At 71.8% G+C, this 16,472-nt stretch carries 16 protein-coding genes; 7 read left to right on the top strand and 9 right to left on the bottom strand.

Annotated features, from left to right (window positions below; all coding sequences use genetic code 11):
• Positions 1–106: 106 nt before the first annotated feature.
• The 5 genes from ACIOHC_RS33235 to ACIOHC_RS33215 all read right to left on the bottom strand — a co-directional run bounded on the left by ACIOHC_RS33235 (position 107) and on the right by ACIOHC_RS33215 (position 4,720).
• A complete protein-coding gene (locus ACIOHC_RS33235; RefSeq protein ID WP_351085925.1) occupies positions 107–1,672 on the bottom strand; it encodes a cytochrome P450 in 1,566 nt (521 codons plus the stop codon).
• Between the two features lie 61 nt (positions 1,673–1,733).
• Positions 1,734–2,348, bottom strand: coding sequence for an ATP/GTP-binding protein (locus tag ACIOHC_RS33230; protein ID WP_351085927.1), 615 nt, complete (start codon positions 2,346–2,348; stop codon positions 1,734–1,736).
• Positions 2,329–2,700: a DUF742 domain-containing protein gene (locus tag ACIOHC_RS33225; protein WP_351085929.1), complete on the bottom strand. Its 372-nt coding sequence runs from the start codon at positions 2,698–2,700 to the stop codon at positions 2,329–2,331. Before ACIOHC_RS33225 ends, ACIOHC_RS33230 begins: the two co-directional genes overlap by 20 nt.
• The gene (locus tag ACIOHC_RS33220) at positions 2,697–3,104 is read right to left on the bottom strand and encodes a roadblock/LC7 domain-containing protein (protein WP_351085931.1); all 408 of its coding nucleotides are present in this window, start codon (positions 3,102–3,104) and stop codon (positions 2,697–2,699) included. The genes ACIOHC_RS33225 and ACIOHC_RS33220 overlap by 4 nt, the downstream gene beginning before the upstream one ends.
• Positions 3,101–4,720: an ATP-binding protein gene (locus tag ACIOHC_RS33215; protein ID WP_351085933.1), complete on the bottom strand. Its 1,620-nt coding sequence runs from the start codon at positions 4,718–4,720 to the stop codon at positions 3,101–3,103. Before ACIOHC_RS33215 ends, ACIOHC_RS33220 begins: the two co-directional genes overlap by 4 nt.
• Positions 4,721–5,368: 648 nt before the next feature.
• Between ACIOHC_RS33215 and ACIOHC_RS33210 the strand changes: the two genes are divergently transcribed.
• Entirely contained in the window at positions 5,369–6,133 is a 765-nt protein-coding gene (locus ACIOHC_RS33210) for an IclR family transcriptional regulator (RefSeq protein WP_401845204.1), read from the top strand.
• Positions 6,134–6,146: 13 nt separating this feature from the next.
• On the opposite strand, the gene ACIOHC_RS33205 is transcribed toward ACIOHC_RS33210, so the two are convergent.
• From ACIOHC_RS33205 to ACIOHC_RS33195, 3 genes are all read right to left on the bottom strand, one after another.
• On the bottom strand, positions 6,147–6,902 hold the full coding sequence (locus tag ACIOHC_RS33205) for a DUF4344 domain-containing metallopeptidase (RefSeq protein WP_351085937.1): 756 nt from the start codon (positions 6,900–6,902) through the stop codon (positions 6,147–6,149).
• Between the two features lie 408 nt (positions 6,903–7,310).
• Positions 7,311–7,817: a MarR family transcriptional regulator gene (locus tag ACIOHC_RS33200; protein ID WP_351085938.1), complete on the bottom strand. Its 507-nt coding sequence runs from the start codon at positions 7,815–7,817 to the stop codon at positions 7,311–7,313.
• Positions 7,814–9,520 (bottom strand): FUSC family protein, encoded by a 1,707-nt coding sequence (locus ACIOHC_RS33195; RefSeq protein ID WP_401845199.1) that lies wholly within the window; start codon positions 9,518–9,520, stop codon positions 7,814–7,816. The genes ACIOHC_RS33200 and ACIOHC_RS33195 overlap by 4 nt, the downstream gene beginning before the upstream one ends.
• A gap of 173 nt (positions 9,521–9,693) precedes the next feature.
• Between ACIOHC_RS33195 and ACIOHC_RS33190 the strand changes: the two genes are divergently transcribed.
• A complete protein-coding gene (locus ACIOHC_RS33190; RefSeq protein ID WP_351085940.1) occupies positions 9,694–10,461 on the top strand; it encodes a VOC family protein in 768 nt (255 codons plus the stop codon).
• 117 nt (positions 10,462–10,578) lie between these two features.
• Entirely contained in the window at positions 10,579–11,967 is a 1,389-nt protein-coding gene (gene pcaB / locus ACIOHC_RS33185; protein ID WP_401845197.1) for a 3-carboxy-cis,cis-muconate cycloisomerase, read from the top strand.
• 161 nt (positions 11,968–12,128) lie between these two features.
• Here the strand turns inward: pcaB and ACIOHC_RS33180 are convergent, their stop codons facing one another.
• On the bottom strand, positions 12,129–12,737 hold the full coding sequence (locus ACIOHC_RS33180) for a GNAT family N-acetyltransferase (protein ID WP_351085943.1): 609 nt from the start codon (positions 12,735–12,737) through the stop codon (positions 12,129–12,131).
• A 144-nt stretch (positions 12,738–12,881) separates the two neighbouring features.
• Here ACIOHC_RS33180 and ACIOHC_RS33175 point away from each other — a divergent pair, with 144 nt between their 5' ends.
• From ACIOHC_RS33175 to ACIOHC_RS33160, 4 genes are all read left to right on the top strand, one after another.
• On the top strand, positions 12,882–13,310 hold the full coding sequence (locus tag ACIOHC_RS33175) for a hypothetical protein (RefSeq protein WP_351085944.1): 429 nt from the start codon (positions 12,882–12,884) through the stop codon (positions 13,308–13,310).
• Between the two features lie 84 nt (positions 13,311–13,394).
• Positions 13,395–14,045: a DUF3105 domain-containing protein gene (locus ACIOHC_RS33170; protein ID WP_401845194.1), complete on the top strand. Its 651-nt coding sequence runs from the start codon at positions 13,395–13,397 to the stop codon at positions 14,043–14,045.
• Positions 14,042–14,686, top strand: coding sequence for a DUF305 domain-containing protein (locus ACIOHC_RS33165; protein ID WP_401845192.1), 645 nt, complete (start codon positions 14,042–14,044; stop codon positions 14,684–14,686). Before ACIOHC_RS33170 ends, ACIOHC_RS33165 begins: the two co-directional genes overlap by 4 nt.
• Before the next feature lie 200 nt (positions 14,687–14,886).
• On the top strand, positions 14,887–16,134 hold the full coding sequence (locus ACIOHC_RS33160; protein WP_365689856.1) for an ROK family protein: 1,248 nt from the start codon (positions 14,887–14,889) through the stop codon (positions 16,132–16,134).
• Positions 16,135–16,472 lie beyond the last annotated feature (338 nt).

Raw genomic sequence — 16,472 nt, 5'->3', positions numbered from 1 at the left:
ACGGCCGGTCCCGTCGGCGTCCGGCCGGCCCGGTGGCCGTGGGCCGTCCGGCCACGGCCGACGGGCCGCCGACCAGTCCCGTATTCACGCCGACGGGCGAGTCGGGTCAGTCGCCGCTCCACCAGCGCGAGACGGCACGCCACAGCCTCGCGGGCGCGGCTCTGCCGCGCTGCTGCGGGATCCGGCCGACGGCGGACGGCTCGGCGGGCGTTCCCCGGGGCTCCTCGGTGGCCGTCGCCATGGACATCGCGCCGGCCGCGCCGGGGGCCGGGGCCGGACCGGGCGCGCGTCCGGGCGTGGGGGCGGTGTGCCGGACCGTCGACTGCACATCCCGGTCCTGGCGCTGCGGGTTCGGCCTCCCCATGGACGGCGGTTCCTTGTCGTCCTGCGGCAGGCGCGCCGCGAAGTCCGCCGGGAGCTGCACCAGATGCCGGCTCATGATGTTTCCGATCCAGCTCAGTTCGCTCTCGTCGACGGCGAGTTCGAGGTCGGGCAGCCGCATCAGCAGGGCATCGACGCCGACGTCCGCGATGGCGCGTCCGATGTCCTGCCCGGGGCATTCATGGGGGCCGCCGCTGAAGGCGAGGTGGGCCCGGTTGCCCGCCATGTCGGCGCCCAGGTCGGGCCGTACGACCGGATCGCTGTTGGCCGGCGCGATGCCCACGATCAGGGCGTCACCCGCCTTGATCTGCTTGCCGCCCAGTTCCGTGTCACCGACCGCCCAGCGGCCGAAGACCGCGGTGAACGGCGGCTCGTCCCACAGCGTCTGCTCGACCGCCTCCGGAACCGTCATGTGGCCGCCGCTGAGCCTGGCCCGGAAGCGGGGGTCGGTGAGCACCATGCGCAGGACGTTGGCGATCAGGTTGGCGGTCGACTCGTAGGCGGCGATGAGGAGCAGCCTCAGATGCTCACTGACCTCCTGGTCGTTCAACGCCGCGGGATGCTCGACGAGCCAGGTGGCGAAGTCGTCCGCCGGTTCGCGGCGGCGGCGGCGGACGAGCCGGGTCAGCGCTTCGAGGACATAGGCGTTGCTCGCGACGGCCGTCGCCGTGCCCCGGGTCATGTCGCGGGCGGCCTGGACCATCCGGTCGTTGTACTCCTCCGGCATGCCGAGGATCGCGCACATCACCATCATCGGCAGCCGCTCGGCGAACTGGCTGACCAGGTCGACGCGGCCTTCCTGGCAGAAGTCGTTGACGAGCCGGTTGCTGTAGCGGTTGACGTGGCGGCGCACCCCACGGGTGTCGATGCGGGCCATGCTGTCGGTGACCGCGCCGCGCTGGCGTTCATGGGTGGCACCGTCGGCGAAGACACAGATCGGCTGCCAGGTGAAGATCGGTGCCAGGGGGTGGTCGGGGGCGACGGTGCCGTCCTGGAGGGCCGACCACCGCCGGGAGTCGCGGGAGAACTGCGAGGGGGTACGGGTCATGTGCAGGTTCTCGCTGTGCCCGAGGACCAGCCAGGCGGGTACGTCGCCATGCAGCAGTACAGGGGCCACGGTGCCGTGCTCGGCACGCAGTTTGTCGTACAGCCCGTGGGGGTCGCGCTCGGCCTCCGGGCCGTAGAGGCGGCGCGCGCCGCCGGGGCCGGTACCGAGACCGTGGGCCGGGCACTCGGGGGGCGGAACCGGCCCCTGGGCCGCTCCGGACTCGTAGGGGAATGGGGTTGTCACGATCGCTCCAGGATGAGGATTCCAAGGACCAGACGGATGGGACGCGCGGGGGGTACTGCGGTCAGGCGAGCGGCAGGGCCAGACTGTGCAGATAGCGCATCAGGGTCATCAGTACGTCGCGGCTGGAGGCGCGCAGCCGGGCGTCGCAGTCGATCATCGGAACCTCTTCGGGAAGGTCCAGGGCGCTGCGGAGCGCCTCGACAGGGTGTTTCGGTGCGTCGGGAAAGGTGTTGACGGCGACGACGAACGGCACGCCGCGCTCCTCCAGCCGCCCGATGACGTCGAAGCTGACTTCGAGGCGGCGGGTGTCGATGAGGACCACCGCGCCGAGGGCACCTTCGAACAGGCCGTTCCACAGGAACCAGAACCGCTCCTGGCCAGGGGTGCCGAACAGGTAGAGGATCAGTTCCTCACTGACGGAGATCCGGCCGAAGTCCATGGCGACGGTGGTGGCGGTCTTGCTCTCCACCCCGAAGTTGTCGTCCACGCCGACGCCGGCCTGGGTCATGGTCTCTTCGGTGGTCAGCGGCCGGATCTCGCTGACGGATCCGACCATGGTCGTCTTGCCGACCCCGAAGCCACCGACGATCACGACCTTCACCGCGGCGGTCGCCGTGGTGGGCAGGACGTCCTCGCGCCGGGGGCCGGTGATCGTGTCAGAGTTTCTGAAGTCCATGCATCACCGCTTCGAGAAGGGACCTGTCCGGAAGAGTGGCGCGGGCGACGGGCGCGCGCGATTCGATGAGTTCGGTCGCGAGGAGTTCCGTGAGGAGCGACGTCACCACGCTGAAGGGCAGACCCAGGTACGCCGAGATCTCGGCGACGGATAACGGCGCCTGGCAGAGCCTCAGGATCACTGCCTGCTCGGGCTGGACCGTGGGCGACGGCTGGGCCTTCGCGACGACCATGGTCACCAGGTCGAGCGGCGCCCGCTCGCTGCCGTCGGGATCGCCGGTGATCACGTACAGCCGTTCCGGATCGTTCAGCGCCGGATCGGCTTCTCGGCGTTCTCGTCGGGGAGAATTCATCCGGTCTGCCCGTCGTGGCGGGGCGGACTCGTCAGATGGGCGCCGATCCTGACGACCATGTCCCGCATCCGTGACCCGACGAGCCCCGCGTCGACCGTCTCACCGGCCAGGACCGCGAGGTACGCGCCGGTTCCGGCGGCCATCAAGTAGAAGAACCCGCCGGTGACTTCGATGACGACCAGCCGCATGAGGCCGTCGCTGTACGGGATCTCGGAGGCGACGGCGGCGGCCAGGCTCTGCAGTCCGGCACAGGCCGCCGCGAGGCGGTCGGCGACATCGGGGTCGCCGCCGTGCCGGGCGATGCGCAGACCGTCGGCGGAAAGCACCACGATCTGATGGATGTCCGGCACGTCGTCGGCCAGTTCCTTGAGCATCCAGTCCATGTTTCCCCGCTGCTGGATCACTTCAGGTCTCCCTTGTCCCACGCGTCATCAGAGTCTTCGTCGGTCTTCGGCTCCTGCGGCACCCCGTTGACGGCGTTGGTGAAGGCCTCCAGCCAGAGACCCGGGGGCTGCTCCTTTCCGCCGTCGTGCCCCTGGCCGTGGTCGGCGGGGTGACCGTTGGCATAGCCGTTGCGCGGTCCCGCGGCGGGGGCGGCGGGCTGTGCGGGAAGGTTGTGCGATCCCAGGGGCGCGCGGCCGCGGCTGCGGCGTTGCGGGAGCCCGCCCGCGGTCCACTCGGTCACCACGGGGACGTCGTCCTCCATGGCTGCGGAGGGGAGTACCGGCCGGGTGACGGGTGCGACCGGTCCGGTGGCGGGGCGCTCGGCCACGGGGCGGGGCTTGCGGCGTGCGGGCACGACGTGCTTCATCGCCTCCTGGTCGATGTCGCTGGTGGGCCTCGACGTGGCGCCGATGCCGTGGGCGATGCCGGGAGCGGGTCCGGTGGTGATCATGGCGCGGGGCACGATGAGTACGGCACGGACGCCGCCGTACGCGGACTGCCGCAGCGAGACCTGGAGGTCGTACATCCGCGAGAGCCGTCCGACGACGGCCATGCCCAGACGCGGGGACTCGCCGAGGTCGTTCATGCTGGAGCCGGCCTGGGCCCTGGCCAGCATGTTCTCCGCCCGTGCGCGAGCCTCCTCGCTGAGCGAGACGCCGCCGTCCTCGATCTCGATGGCGATGCCGGTCTGCACCTCGACGGCGGTGACGTGCACCCGGGTCTGCGGCGGGGAGTAGCGCGTGGCGTTGTCGAGGAGTTCGGCGCAGGCGTGGATGAGCGGTTCGACGGCCGTGCCGATGATGGCGACCTTGGCGATCGAGTGCAGATCGACCCGTGGGTACTCCAGGATCCGCGACATGGCGCCGCGCAGGACGCTGAACAGCGGTACGGGCTTCGGCCACTGGCGACTGGGCCGGGCGCCGCCGAGTACCGCGATGGAGTCGGCGAGCCGGCCGATCAGCGCGGTGCCGTGGTCGATGCGGAGCAGGTCGTCGAAGACGTCGGGGTTGCGCCCGTGGTGCTCCTCCATCTCCCGCAGTTCGCTCGCCTGTCGGTGGACGATCGCCTGGACGCGCCGGGCGACGTTGACGAAGGCGCGTTGCGCGGAGTCACGCATCGCCTCTTCGTTGTCGATGATGTTCAGCACGGTGTAGACGAGGGTGCGCTGGGCGTCCGGCAGGTCGCGGTACATCTCGTCCGCGTCCACCACGTCCCGGAGCACCTCTTCGGGCGAATTGCCGACGCGCAGCCGGTGGATGGCGGCAGGCAGGAGCTCCTTGCTGATCCGCACGGTCTCGTCGTCGTGCGTGGCGATGCGCCGTTCCAGGTCGGCGAAGCGCCGCTCGTACACCGTGCGCTGGGTACGCAGGTGGCGTGCCCTGCGGGCGAGTTGAACGGTGAGTGCGACGACCACGACGGTGGTGAGGGCGCCGCACCAGACGACTGGTATCCGCGCGGCCGGGGAGACCAGTGCCACCGCGGCTGCGGTCGCTCCGCCCGTCAGCAGCACGGGCAGCAACATGGCGCGAACGACGGGGATTCCTCGTTCGATCGGCGGTGATTCAACACGAACCATCTAGAACCTCTGGCGGTTGATTCGGGAGATATACGCGCGTACGAGACACTCGGGAACAAGCGCTCGAATTCATATCAACTCGACTGCGCTGCGCGTGAGCTTAGTCAGATCGAATCAGTGCTTCGGCACATTCACCCAACCCCCTGCGCGAGCGATCCCACGGATATACACTCACGAGTTTTTGCACGCACCGCCTCCAAGCGTGCGCAAAGAGTAACGATCAAGGGGAATGAGCGACCGGGACCCTCTCACGTACCGCAGAGAGGTACACGATCACAGCCACCGAGAAGGGCACGCTTCGCCCCCGCTCGCTCGGAGAGGGCCGTGATCCAAGCAGGATCTGACAGTTCAACTCCAAGCGATACGTGTTCCATCCAGCAGAATGTCCCTCAGAATGGAACATGCGCACATGCGATCGAAGCGGATCGAAAGACGCACATTCATGACTGAAGGGTGGGTGTACGGCGTGGTCGCGTCGGTGACGCGGCACGGCTCATCGCCCCTGGTGCCACTGCGGACCCACGCATCGGGGCCGCCCACGGCGTCTTCGGCAGCCGCACGCGGTCCTGACCGTCACCCCGGATCATGTCCGGGTACGTCCCGTCGCGGGGCGCACCGGAAGCGCGGAAGACGAGGAACGGACACTCCATGGGGCCGACACGGGACTACACCATCGAATCGCTGGACACCGGGCTCCGGATGATGCAGCTGTTCCTCACCCATGACGCGCTGACGGTCTCCCGGGCCGCCGAGCTTCTCTCCGTCGGCCGGTCCACCGCCCACCGGGTGCTCAGCACCCTGGAGGGGCGCGGCTTCGCGACCCGGGACTCCACCGGCCGCGGCTATGCGGCCGGTCCCGAGCTGGTCCGGCTCGGCCGCCCGGCGGGTTTCGGCACGGCCGTCCGCGAACGGCTCGGGGCCGTACTGGACGACGCGGTGCGCCGAACCGGCGAGACCGTGCAGAGTGCGGCACTGGTCGGTGACCGGATCATCATCACCGACGGCCGGGAATCGCCTCATCCGGTGCGGGTCGCGCTGGAGACGTGTCGCACGTACCCCGTCCACGCCACCTCGGGCGGCAAGCTGCTGCTCTCCCGCATGACGGCGGAACAGGTCCACGCCCTCTGCCCGCAGGAGGAGCTGTCGGCGCTCACGCCGAAGACCCTCACCGAACGGTCCGCCCTGCTCGCGGAGCTCGACGTGATCCGTGCGCGCGGATACGCGCTCAGCCGAGGGGAGTCGGTCCCGGGCATGAACACCGTCGCCGTCCCGCTGGCCGGAGCGAGCTGGCGGGACCGGCTCACCTTGATGGCATCCTCACCCGCCGACCGCGGCGACGACGCCGAACTCGTCCGCCGCGCCGATGAACTGCGCCGCTCCGCCGCACTGCTGGACGCGGTCCGAGATCAGTGACCCTTCGGTCGGTTCAGCCCTCCCGCAGGTGCGGTGCGAGTGCTGTCATCCACGAGGCGCGTACGGCCTTCCACTCCTCGGCGCACCCCTTCGCGCGCTCGGCGGGCAGGACGTCCGGGCCCACCAAATCCTGGTGGCGGCCGGCAGCGGCGCCATAGACGTAGCAGCGGTGGTTGACCGCACGCCGACCGTCCGAGGAGTGTTCGTCCGGCCCGTCGTCGACATTCTCGTTCGTGACCTCGGACACGTGCCAGGCCTCGGCGGCCGCGAGCAACTGCTCTTCGCCGACGGCGCCCTTGCGCAGCAGCATCAGGGCGGCGAACTGGTCGGCGAAATCCTCTTCCCGGCCGTGCACGCGCAGTTCGAGGACGTCCACGAGGGCGTGCGCCGTCTCGTGGAACAGCGTCTCCAGCATGACGGCCGCCACGTCGTCGTCCGCCCGCCGGGGTCCGGCCCGCCCGAAAAGCTCCCGCGTTTCGGAGACTTCGTCGTAGCAGACCTCCACGTGGGTCGGCTCGGGGTCGTAGGAGGACCCTTCGCCGTCACACGAGACCACGCCGACGGAAATCGGCCGGTCCACCTCGACCAGAGCGGCGACCGCCGACGCGGCCTCCTCCACCACCTTCCGCCTACGCAGGAACGCGGCGTCGTCCCGGTCGGAGCCCGCCGGCTTCTCATACCGGATCACGATGCCCGAGCCATCCGCAGCGGTACGGGAGACATCCGGCTTCTGGCAGCCGGACGCGCCGGCGACCGCTGCCAGCACCATTCCCCCGAGGCACCCGCCGAACCGGCCCACCGACCGCATCACCCCCACCCGCTTCCCCGCATATCGCCGTCGCCACCATCCTGCCCCGGCGTTGGGGACCACCGGAACAGTCGCTGTCGACCCGTCTCCGATTTCGGTGTCAACTGTCTCCGCCCTCCCGGATATCGGTCCTGGTCGGCGTCGGAAGACCGCTCATACAGGCGGAATTCCATGATTACGGGGCGGCGGCCAGGGCGGCGAAGGCGAGCGGGGTGATCATCCCGGTCCCGGCGCCGATCAGGACGGCGGCCGACACCGGTTCGGCGACACCGGGCAGGACGGCGACGGTCGGGCCGCACGCGGTCCGGGCAGGTCCCGCGGACAGGCCGGGCCGCGCCCGGACCGTCCCGCCGGGGCCCCGGTCCCGGTTCAGTGCCGGGCGCCGCCGATACGGCCCTCCAGCTGCACCAGCAACTCGCTGAGCTGAGCACTGAGTCGCGTGCGGGACTGCTCGTCGAGACCGGACAGCACCGCGCGTTCGTACGCCAGCTGCCTCGGCAGCAGCCGGTCGACCAGCTCACGCCCCTCCTCGGTCAGGCGGACATGGGCGACACGACGGTCGCGGTCGTCGCTGCGGCGGTCGACCAGACCGCGTTCCTGAAGGACCCGCAGGCGCTTGGTGACGGCGGCACCGGAGGAGAAGGTCTCCCTGGCCAGCTCGCCCGGGGTGAGCTCGCGGTCGGTGCGGCGCACGGCACCGAGCAGGTCGAACTCGGCGCGGGTCAGGCCGGCGGCTCGCAGGGGTGCGTCCTCCGCCTGCTGGAGCAGGGCCGCGCAGCGGTTGATGCGGCCGATGAGTTCCATCGGGCCGGTGTCCAGCTCCGGGTTGACGGCCTGCCACTGCCGTACCACCGAGGCGACGATGTCGTCGGTCACACCGCTCCGTTCTCCTGGGCGGAGGCGATCAGCCCCTGCCGTTTCGCTGTCGCCGCGAGCGTACGGTGTCCGGCCTGCTCGGCCGCGAGGACCTGCTCCTGGGGCAGGGCGCGCTGCCACCATTCGCCCGCCGCGGTGTCATCGGCCTCGCGCAGCTCGACGAGCGATCCCGTCAGCCTGCGACGCGCGGCGTCGAGGGCGGCGGGTGTGGGCCGCGGCGCGGCGAGCGCGTGTACGGCGTGGGCGCGGGCCCGGTCGGTGGCGTCCAGGGCCTTTTCGAGGCGCCCGGCGGCCCGCCGGTTGGTGACCAGCATCGCGGCGAGCATGCCCACCCCGGCGCCGATGAGGGTGTCCAGGACGCGGTCACCGATGAGTTCACCGGCCGGATGGGTGCCGCCGAACTCCAGGACCAGCAGGGCCATCGGGGTGACCGCGATGGAGCCGAGCCAGTAGTTGCGGGTGATCAGGGCCTCGGCCGCGAAACCGAAGAAGAGACAGAAGCCGATCAGGGCCAGTGGCCCCGTACGGCTGACCGGAAGGACCGCGGCGAAGACGAGGACGCCGATCAGATTGCCCAGGGTGCGCTGGAGAGCCCGGTTCCAGGACAGGGTCACATTGGCCTGGTAGAGGGAGGCCGCGGTGACGATCGCCCAGTAGGGGCGGCCGACGCCGACCGCCTGGGAGGCGTATCCGGCCAGGGCGCAGCCGATGAGAGCACGGGCGCCGATGGGCAGGAGCGGGGAGCCGGGGGCGAGGCCGCGCAGGAGTGCGCCGCGGCCGTCGCGACGGCTCACCGTGCGCCGGGCGGCCCGTTCGGCGTCGATGCCGAACAGCTCGTCGGACGTGCCCGGGGCGGGCGGCGGGGTGGGTACGGGGCCGCGGGCACGGGCCTGCCGGGCCCAGGCACGGAGCCGTTCGGGCTCGGCGGCACAGGCGGCCGAAGAGGTACCGGGGGCGCCCCCGGCGAGGACGGCTTCGGCGTGGACGACGAGGCGTTCGAGCGCCGCCCGTGCGGGGGTGGGGCGCCCGGCGGCGAGCAGGGTCTGCCAGGCCGCGTGCACGGCGGCGACCGCGGCGTGCCGGGTGCGGTGACCGGGGGCGTCGGCGTAGGCCGCGGCCGCGTCGAGCGCGCGGGCCGTCGCCCGGCGCTCGGGGCCCTCCCTGCGGATCACCGCGGGACCGACCGTGACCAGCCAGGAGATCACGCCCGCTGCCAGCGTCAGCGCGAGATGGCCGGGCACCTGACCGAGGTGCTGCGGGGCGAAGAGCGCGGCCGAGGTGACGAACGTGAAGATCACCGGTCCGGGCGGGCCGATGCGGGTGGCGTCGCACAGCGTCTTCTGTCCTGCGGCGAGCAGGGCGCCCACCGCGATCAGAACGGCGGTCGAGCCGGTGAGCGAGGCCGCGACCAGGGATATCGCCATGCCGATGACCATGGAGACGACGACTCCGGCGACAGCTCGGGCCCGGCGCGCGTAGGGCAGATTGTGGCCGTACAGCGCGCAGAGCGAACCGGCCATCGTGTACATCACGAGGTCCAGCCGGTCCAGGGCGAACAGCACGAGATCCGGTATCGCGGTGGCGACGACGACGCTCAGTGCCGGCTTGAACCACATGTCCGACGGCCGGGCCAGGCGCAGGGACGCTGCCAGCGGGAGTCTGCGGACGGAGGGCTGCCTGGACAGGATGGTTGTATCGCTCACTCAAATACTTTAGCAGGTATTACACCTGTAAAACACTTCCTCTTCACCCACACCCTCGTCGCGGCACGGATGGCCGCCCCGGCCACGAGGACATAGCGTGCGACTGCACGAGGACGCACCGACCGATGGACGGACATGTGCCCACGTGCCCCCGCGTCCACGGAGGAAACCGAATGAAGCTCACCAAACCGGTGCCCAGCGGTCCCTGCTGGATCGAGCTGAGCACCCTCGACATTCCGGCCGCCAAATCGTTCTACGCGGCGCTCTTCGGCTGGCGCTCCGAGACCGATCCGCGAGAGGAGGCGGGCGGCTACACCATGGCGCGCCTCGGCGACGCCCGCGTGGCCGCGCTCAGTCCGATCTACCAGCCGGACCGGCCGCCCGCCTGGACGGTCTCGTTCGCCAGCACGGACACGGACGCGACGGTCGAGAAGGTGAAGTCGGCAGGCGGCTCGCTCCTGGTCGGGCCGATGGACGTCTTCGACCAGGGCAGGTTCGCGGTGGTCGCGGATCCCTCGGGTGCGGTGTTCTCGCTGTGGCAGGGGCGCGCCTTCGCCGGTGCGGAGCGGCTGAACGAACCGGGCGCGCTCGGCTGGGTCGAACTCGTCACCCGCGAGGCCGACCCCGCGCTCGCTTTCTATCCCGCGGTCTTCGGGTGGACGGTGAACGCCGCGTCGGAGAGCTACACGCAGTGGGGCGTGGCGGGCGAGGACTTCGGCGGCATGCTGATCATGGACGAGAAGTTCCCGCCGGACGCGCCGCCGAACTGGCTGCCGTACTTCGCCGTGACGGACGTGGACGCGACGGCGGCCACCGCGCAGGGGGCGGGGGGCGAACTGCTGATGCCGCCGACGAGCATTCCGGACGGGCCGCGTATCGCGGTGGTACGTGATCCGCAGGGCGCGGTGTTCGGCATCCACCGGGCGGCCGACGGGGGCTAGTGCTGTGACCGGCACCAGTGCCGCTCGTCCGGAGCAACCGATCGCGACACCCGCGTGCCCAGCGTTTCGACAGCCGCCCGCAGGGGGACGGCGAACGGTCTTCCTGGAGTTCAGCTGATGTACGAGAGCGATGCCGGACTGCTCGCCCCCGGGCGGGCAGGCTCCCCCGCCGAGACGGCCGGCGGCGACAGCGCCTTTCTGCAGGCGATGCTCGACGCCGAAGCCGCGCTGACCCGTGCCCAGTCGGACTGCGGCCTCGCCCCCGCCGGGGCCGGGCGGGCGGTGACCGCGTCGGCCGATGCGCGCCGATTCGACGTACGGGACCTGGCGCTGCGCGCACGCGCGAGCGGCAATCCGGTCACCCCGTTGGTCTCCGACCTGGTCGCCCTCGTGGAACCGGACGCCCGGCCCTATGTCCACCGGGGCGCCACCAGCCAGGACATCCTCGACACCGCCGCCATGCTGGTCGCCGCGCGGACCCTGGCCCCGGTGCTCGACGACCTGGTGCGGGCCGCGGACGCGGTGGCACGGCTCGCCGTCGCGCATCGCAGCACCCCGATGGCCGGCCGCACACTCACCCAGCACGCCGTGCCGATCACCTTCGGGCTGAAGGCAGCGGGCTGGCGGGCGCTCATCCTCGACGCACGGGACCGGCTGTCGGCCGTGCGGGAGTCGCTGCCCGTACAACTCGGCGGCGCGGCGGGGACGCTGGCCGCCTTCAACGCCTTGGCCCCGGTCGACGAGGCCGGCGCGGCCGACGACTCCGTCGCCGGCGCCGACGACGACCGCCGTGGGCTGGCCGTGCTCCAGGCGTTCGCGAACGAACTGGGTCTGGCCGAACCTCTGTTGCCGTGGCTCAGTCTGCGTACCCCGGTCGCCGACCTGGCGGGTGCGCTGGCCTTCACCGCGGGCGCGCTCGGCAAACTGGCGGCCGATGTGCTCATTCTGTCCCGCACCGAGATCGGCGAGGTCACCGAGGGCCAGGGCGGCGATTCGTCCACCATGCCGCAGAAGGCCAACCCGGTGCGCGCCACGCTGATCGCGGCGGCGGCCCGTCGCGCCCCCGGCCTGGCGGCGACGCTGTACGGCTCGCTCGCCGCCGGGGACGAGCGGCCGGCCGGGGCGTGGCACGCCGAGTGGGAGCCGCTGCGTGAACTGCTGCGGCTCGTCGGCGGAGCCGCGCGCGATGCCGCCGAACTCACCGAGGGACTGCGCGTCGTCCCGTACGCCATGCGGGAGAACCTCCAGCTCACGGACGGGCTGATCGTCTCGGAACGGCTCGCCGCCGTGTTCGCCGGGCGGATCGGTCGCAAGCGCGCCAAGGAGGTCCTGGTGAACGCGGCCGCTCGGGCCCGTGCGGAGACCACGGATCTGGCCGACGTTCTCGCCGATGTGCTCGACGAGGAGCCTGAACTCTCCGGCCTCGATCTGTCCGAGCTGACCGAGCCCGCCCGGTACACCGGCTGTGCGGGCCCCCTCACCGACCGTGCGCTGGACCGCGGATGACCTCACGCGCGGCCCGTGACGAGGTGGCGCCGCGCCTCCGCCGCACGGGGTCCGGGCCGCTCGGGGACGGATGCGGAACGGGTTCGTTCGTCGGGCATCACCGGCCCCGACGGGTGGAGAAAGGCGCGGGCGGAGGTGGGGGCGGCCGAGCGCGACCGGGGTCAGCCCGGGGCGCCGTCCCCGCGGATCCGGGCATGGACGTGCATGTCGTGCCAGCCGTCGGCGTGCAGGTGTCCCCGGCGCCGGGTGCCTTCCAGGGCGAAGCCCGCTTTGGCCGCGACCCGGCAGGACGCCTCGTTCAGCACGGAGTGGTGGAGTTCGAGGCGCTCGAACCCGATCTCGTCGAAGGACCAGCGTGTCAGCGTCGAGAGGGCCCGGGGCGCGATGCCGCGTCCCCGGGCCGCCGGCAGCATCCAGTAGGCGCATTCGGCCTGACCGATGGCCGGTGTCAGCGAACGGAGCGAGATCCGGCCGAGCAACTCCTCGGCACCGTCGGCCGTGTCCCCGGGGCGGACGACGGCCCAATGGGCCCCGGTCTCGCAGTACCAGGCGTTGCGCCACTGATCGATCCAGTCGCGTGCCTCGTCCTCGGTATCCGCGCGGCGCAGATGCCAGCGCTGGATGGCCGGGTCGGCGAAGGCGGCGAGAACGGCCGGCGCGTCCCCGTACCGCCACGGTCGCAGGAGCAGGTCCTCGGCGACGGGGAGAGCGGGTTGCACGGAGTCCGCGAGGCGCCCGGGAGGAATATGGGGCGGCACCAGGTACGGCATGGGCGCATCATCGCACGGTGCGGGGAGCCGCCCCGCCCTTGGCCGCGGCGTGCGAGTGCCGTCCGCCGACCGGGGTGGCGCACTCCCCCATCCGGAACCCTCCCACCCCTCATTGAAACTTCACACACCACGTACGATGGCGGGATGAACAGGCCGAGCGAAGGGACGCGCCGACGACGGCAGGGCGCCCACGCGTCGGCCGTTCTCGGCTGGCTGTTCATACTGCTCGCCATGGTCTCGTGCTGCTCGATGGAGACCCTGGGCTCGACGGCCCACGGGGTCGGCACACACACCGCGGCCGACGCCCGGGGCATGACACCGATCCATCCGGTGACCGTTCAGGCCGTGATCGCCCATGCCCCGGACGACCGGGGCACGGGCAGTACCTGCCACGGGACCTCCGAGCACACGACACCGGTCGTACTGCCCGGCCAGAGCGCACCCGTGGCCCTTCCCCGTATGACCGCCACCGCCCCCGTCGCCCCGCTCACCGGCGCCGCCGCGATCCGCGGTCCGTCCAACGACGCCGTACGGGAAGTCGACCATCTCCGTCTGCAGGTTCAACGGATCTAGAGGCAGGGCCCGTTCCTCGGGACTCCGAGGACGTACTCCCGCATGCCCTCGACTCCGTCGATCACGTCGAACCGAAGGACTTCCATGGCTACCGCCAAGAAGCAGAACACCCCTGCCGCCGCGCGCCGCGCCAAGCTGGAGGAGGCCCGCCGCAAGGAGCGGGCCCGCGAGCGGCGCAGCCGCGTCATCGTCCTCACCGCCTCCGTCGCCGTGGTGGCCGCACTGGTCGCAGGCGGCGGCTATCTCATGTCCGCCGCCGACAAGAAGGACAAGGCCGACGCCGAGGCCAAGTCCTCGCCCGTGAGTGGCGAGCGGACCTGGGCCAAGCTCTCGCAGAACCATGTCGGGAAGAAGGTCGACTACCCGATGAACCCGCCGGTCGGCGGCGATCACAATCCGGTGTGGATGAACTGCGACGCCGATGTCTACACCAAGGCGATACCGAAGGAGAACGCCGTCCACTCCCTTGAGCACGGCGCGGTCTGGGTCACGTACACGAGCGGGGCGAAGCCTGCCGACATCGAGAAGTTCGGTGAGCGGGTCGGGACGACGCCCTACTCGCTGATGAGCCCGGTCGAGGACCAGGCCGCCCCGCTGATGCTCAGCGCGTGGGGCAAGCAGGTGACGGTGACGAGTGCCGCCGACCCACGCGTGGCGCAGTTCTTCACCAAGTACGTGCAGGGGCCGCAGACCCCCGAGCCGGGCGCGGCCTGCACCGGCGGAGTCGCCCGGTGACGTCGGCGACCCGCTCCTCGCGCCCGATGGCGGCGGCGGGCGGGGTGGTGCTGCTACTGGCCCTGGGCCTGGTCGCGCTGATGCTCGTACGGCCGTCCTCGTCCGCGGGCTCCGCCTCACCGGCGTCCGCCCCCTCGGACACGTCGGTCGACGTGGGGTTCGCCCGCGACATGTCGATCCACCATCAGCAGGCGGTCGAGATGTCGTTCATCGTGCGGGACCGTACGTCCGACGTGGCGGTGCGCCGGCTCGCGTACGACATCATCAACACGCAGGCCAATCAGCGCGGCATGATGCTCGGCTGGCTGGAGATGTGGGGCCGGGCGAAGTCGTCCGGCGCTCCTCCCATGAAGTGGATGGGGCACACCTTCACGCCCAGGGGTGACGGTTCACTGATGCCGGGCATGGCGACCGACACCGAGCTCGACGCATTGCGGACGGCGAAGGGCAAGGCCGCCGAGGTGCTGTATCTGAAGCTGATGACCACCCATCACCGCGCCGGTGCGGAGATGGCACAGGCGGCGGCCGATGCGGCCGGCACCGACGAGATCAGGAATCTGGCCGCGGGCATGGTCCGGGGCCAGCAGTCGGAGATCGGGCTGATGGCGGACATGCTCAAGGAACGTGGTTCGACGGCCTGAGCATCCGACGTTCCGACGACCCGTGCGGCCATGTGCGCTCTCGGGGTCGGCAGCGGCCCGTTCGCGGTGGCTTCCGCCACCGCGGGCGGGCCGTCCCCGGTCAGGGGGCGCGGCGGGCGGCCGCCGGGACCGGAGGGCTCTGGAGGCGCACCGGCTCACCGGACGGATCGCACGCCCCATCGCATAGGCTCCGACCCAATATGAAGAGCAACCTCACTCCGCTGGGGCCCAAGGCCGACAAGGACACCGTGCGTCGGAGCAATCTCAGCCTGGTGCTGCGGGCCGTCCGCGACGAGGACGAGGGCGAGGCGACCAGGGCCGGGGTCGCCGCGCGAGTGGGGCTGACCCGGGCCGCGGTGTCCTCGCTCGTCGAGCAACTCCTCGACATCGGGCTCCTCACCGAGTCCGGCAAGACCTTCAGTGGACAGGCGGGGCGCCCCGGGACCGCGCTCAAGGTGGCGCGCACGGGGCCCGCCGGGCTCGGCGTGGAGGTCAACATCGACTACGTGTCGGTGTGTGTCGTCGATCTGGCGGGCACCGGCCGGGTACGGCTCACCGAGCACCTGGACAACCGCGGCGCGCCCCCCGCTGAGGTGCTGGCGCGGGCGGCCGGAATCGCCGCGCGCACCCTGGAGTCGGCACGCGAACAGGAACTGTTCCCGGTCGGAGTGGTCCTCGCGCTGCCCGGTCTGGTCTCCGGCGGTACGGTGCGCCAGGCACCCAACCTGGGCTGGAACCGGGTTCCGGCCGAGGAGCTCTTCGCCGCGTCGCTCGCCGCCGAACGCCCCGGTCACCGGGCGCTGCCGGTGGGTTCGGAGAACGAGGCGAATCTGGCGGCGCTGGCCGAGCTCTGGTTCGGCGGGCTCGACGCCGTCCGCAGCTTCCTCTATCTGACGGGCGAGATCGGTGTCGGTGGCGCACTGGTCATCGACGGTGAACTCCTGCGCGGGGCACATGGATTCGCCGGGGAGATCGGGCATGTGGTGGTGGACGCGGCGGGTCCGGAGTGCCGGTGCGGCTCGCGCGGCTGCCTGGAACAGTACGCGGGGCAGGCGGCGCTCCTGCGGGCCGCCGGGATCGCGGAGTCCGGCAAGGGGGACGGCGTCGCCGAGCTGGAGCGACGCGCCCGCGCCGGGGACGAGCGGGCGGTGGCCGCTGTCGCGGGGGCCGGCCGGATGCTGGGGCGGGTGCTGTCCGGGGCGGTGAATCTGCTCGACCCGGACGCGGTGGTGCTCGGCGGTGTCTACCGGAACCTGATGCCGTGGCTGTCACCGCCCGCCGACGAGGAGCTGACCGGCCGTGTCGTGTCGGGGCTCTGGTCTCCCGGGAGCGGCCGGCTGCGCGCCTCGTCCGTCGCGGGCGACGCGGCGCGGGGGGCTGCGGCGCTGGTGATGACGGGGGTACTGGCCGACCCGGTGGCGCACGCGAGGAGCCGGGAACCCGGCTGATACGCCTTCGACCGCAGGCGCTCGGCGCGTACGGCCGGCCACCGAGCGGACGGGCGACCGGCCGGTCCGGCCCGGTGGGCGCCGAGCGGTCGACCTCCCGGGCCGCCCGAGTCTCGATGGGATGGGCCGGGCACCTGGCCGATCCGCCTCCCCTTCCCCGATCCGCGGCCGGGCCGGACGACCGGTCCGACCGGTCCGACCGCCCCTGCGTCCCGGCCGGACGTGCCCTGGGGGGGGTGGGGCGGGGTGCCGGCCCCCCCCCCCCAGGGCCCCCCGGACAGCCGGGGGGCGCAGGCGGCCCCCGGCCCGAGGGGCCGCGCCCCGCGGGCCCCGGGCCC

Origin of the sequence: Streptomyces sp. NPDC088252 (genome assembly GCF_044740965.1) — a bacterium.
Taxonomy (GTDB): Bacteria; Actinomycetota; Actinomycetes; order Streptomycetales; family Streptomycetaceae; genus Streptomyces.
The sequence above is the reverse complement of the archived record's forward strand: the minus strand, read 5'-3'. Positions and strand labels throughout refer to the sequence as shown.

Coding starts and splice junctions, on each gene's coding strand:
- ACIOHC_RS33175 (WP_351085944.1), top strand. CDS start 12,882: ATGAACAGGCCGAGCGAAGGGACGCGCCGACGACGGCAGGGCGCCCAC.
- ACIOHC_RS33170 (WP_401845194.1), top strand. CDS start 13,395: ATGGCTACCGCCAAGAAGCAGAACACCCCTGCCGCCGCGCGCCGCGCC.
- ACIOHC_RS33190 (WP_351085940.1), top strand. CDS start 9,694: ATGAAGCTCACCAAACCGGTGCCCAGCGGTCCCTGCTGGATCGAGCTG.
- pcaB (WP_401845197.1), top strand. CDS start 10,579: ATGTACGAGAGCGATGCCGGACTGCTCGCCCCCGGGCGGGCAGGCTCC.
- ACIOHC_RS33180 (WP_351085943.1), bottom strand. CDS start 12,737: ATGCCGTACCTGGTGCCGCCCCATATTCCTCCCGGGCGCCTCGCGGAC.
- ACIOHC_RS33225 (WP_351085929.1), bottom strand. CDS start 2,700: ATGAATTCTCCCCGACGAGAACGCCGAGAAGCCGATCCGGCGCTGAAC.
- ACIOHC_RS33230 (WP_351085927.1), bottom strand. CDS start 2,348: ATGGACTTCAGAAACTCTGACACGATCACCGGCCCCCGGCGCGAGGAC.
- ACIOHC_RS33215 (WP_351085933.1), bottom strand. CDS start 4,720: ATGGTTCGTGTTGAATCACCGCCGATCGAACGAGGAATCCCCGTCGTT.
- ACIOHC_RS33160 (WP_365689856.1), top strand. CDS start 14,887: ATGAAGAGCAACCTCACTCCGCTGGGGCCCAAGGCCGACAAGGACACC.
- ACIOHC_RS33205 (WP_351085937.1), bottom strand. CDS start 6,902: ATGGTGCTGGCAGCGGTCGCCGGCGCGTCCGGCTGCCAGAAGCCGGAT.
- ACIOHC_RS33210 (WP_401845204.1), top strand. CDS start 5,369: ATGGGGCCGACACGGGACTACACCATCGAATCGCTGGACACCGGGCTC.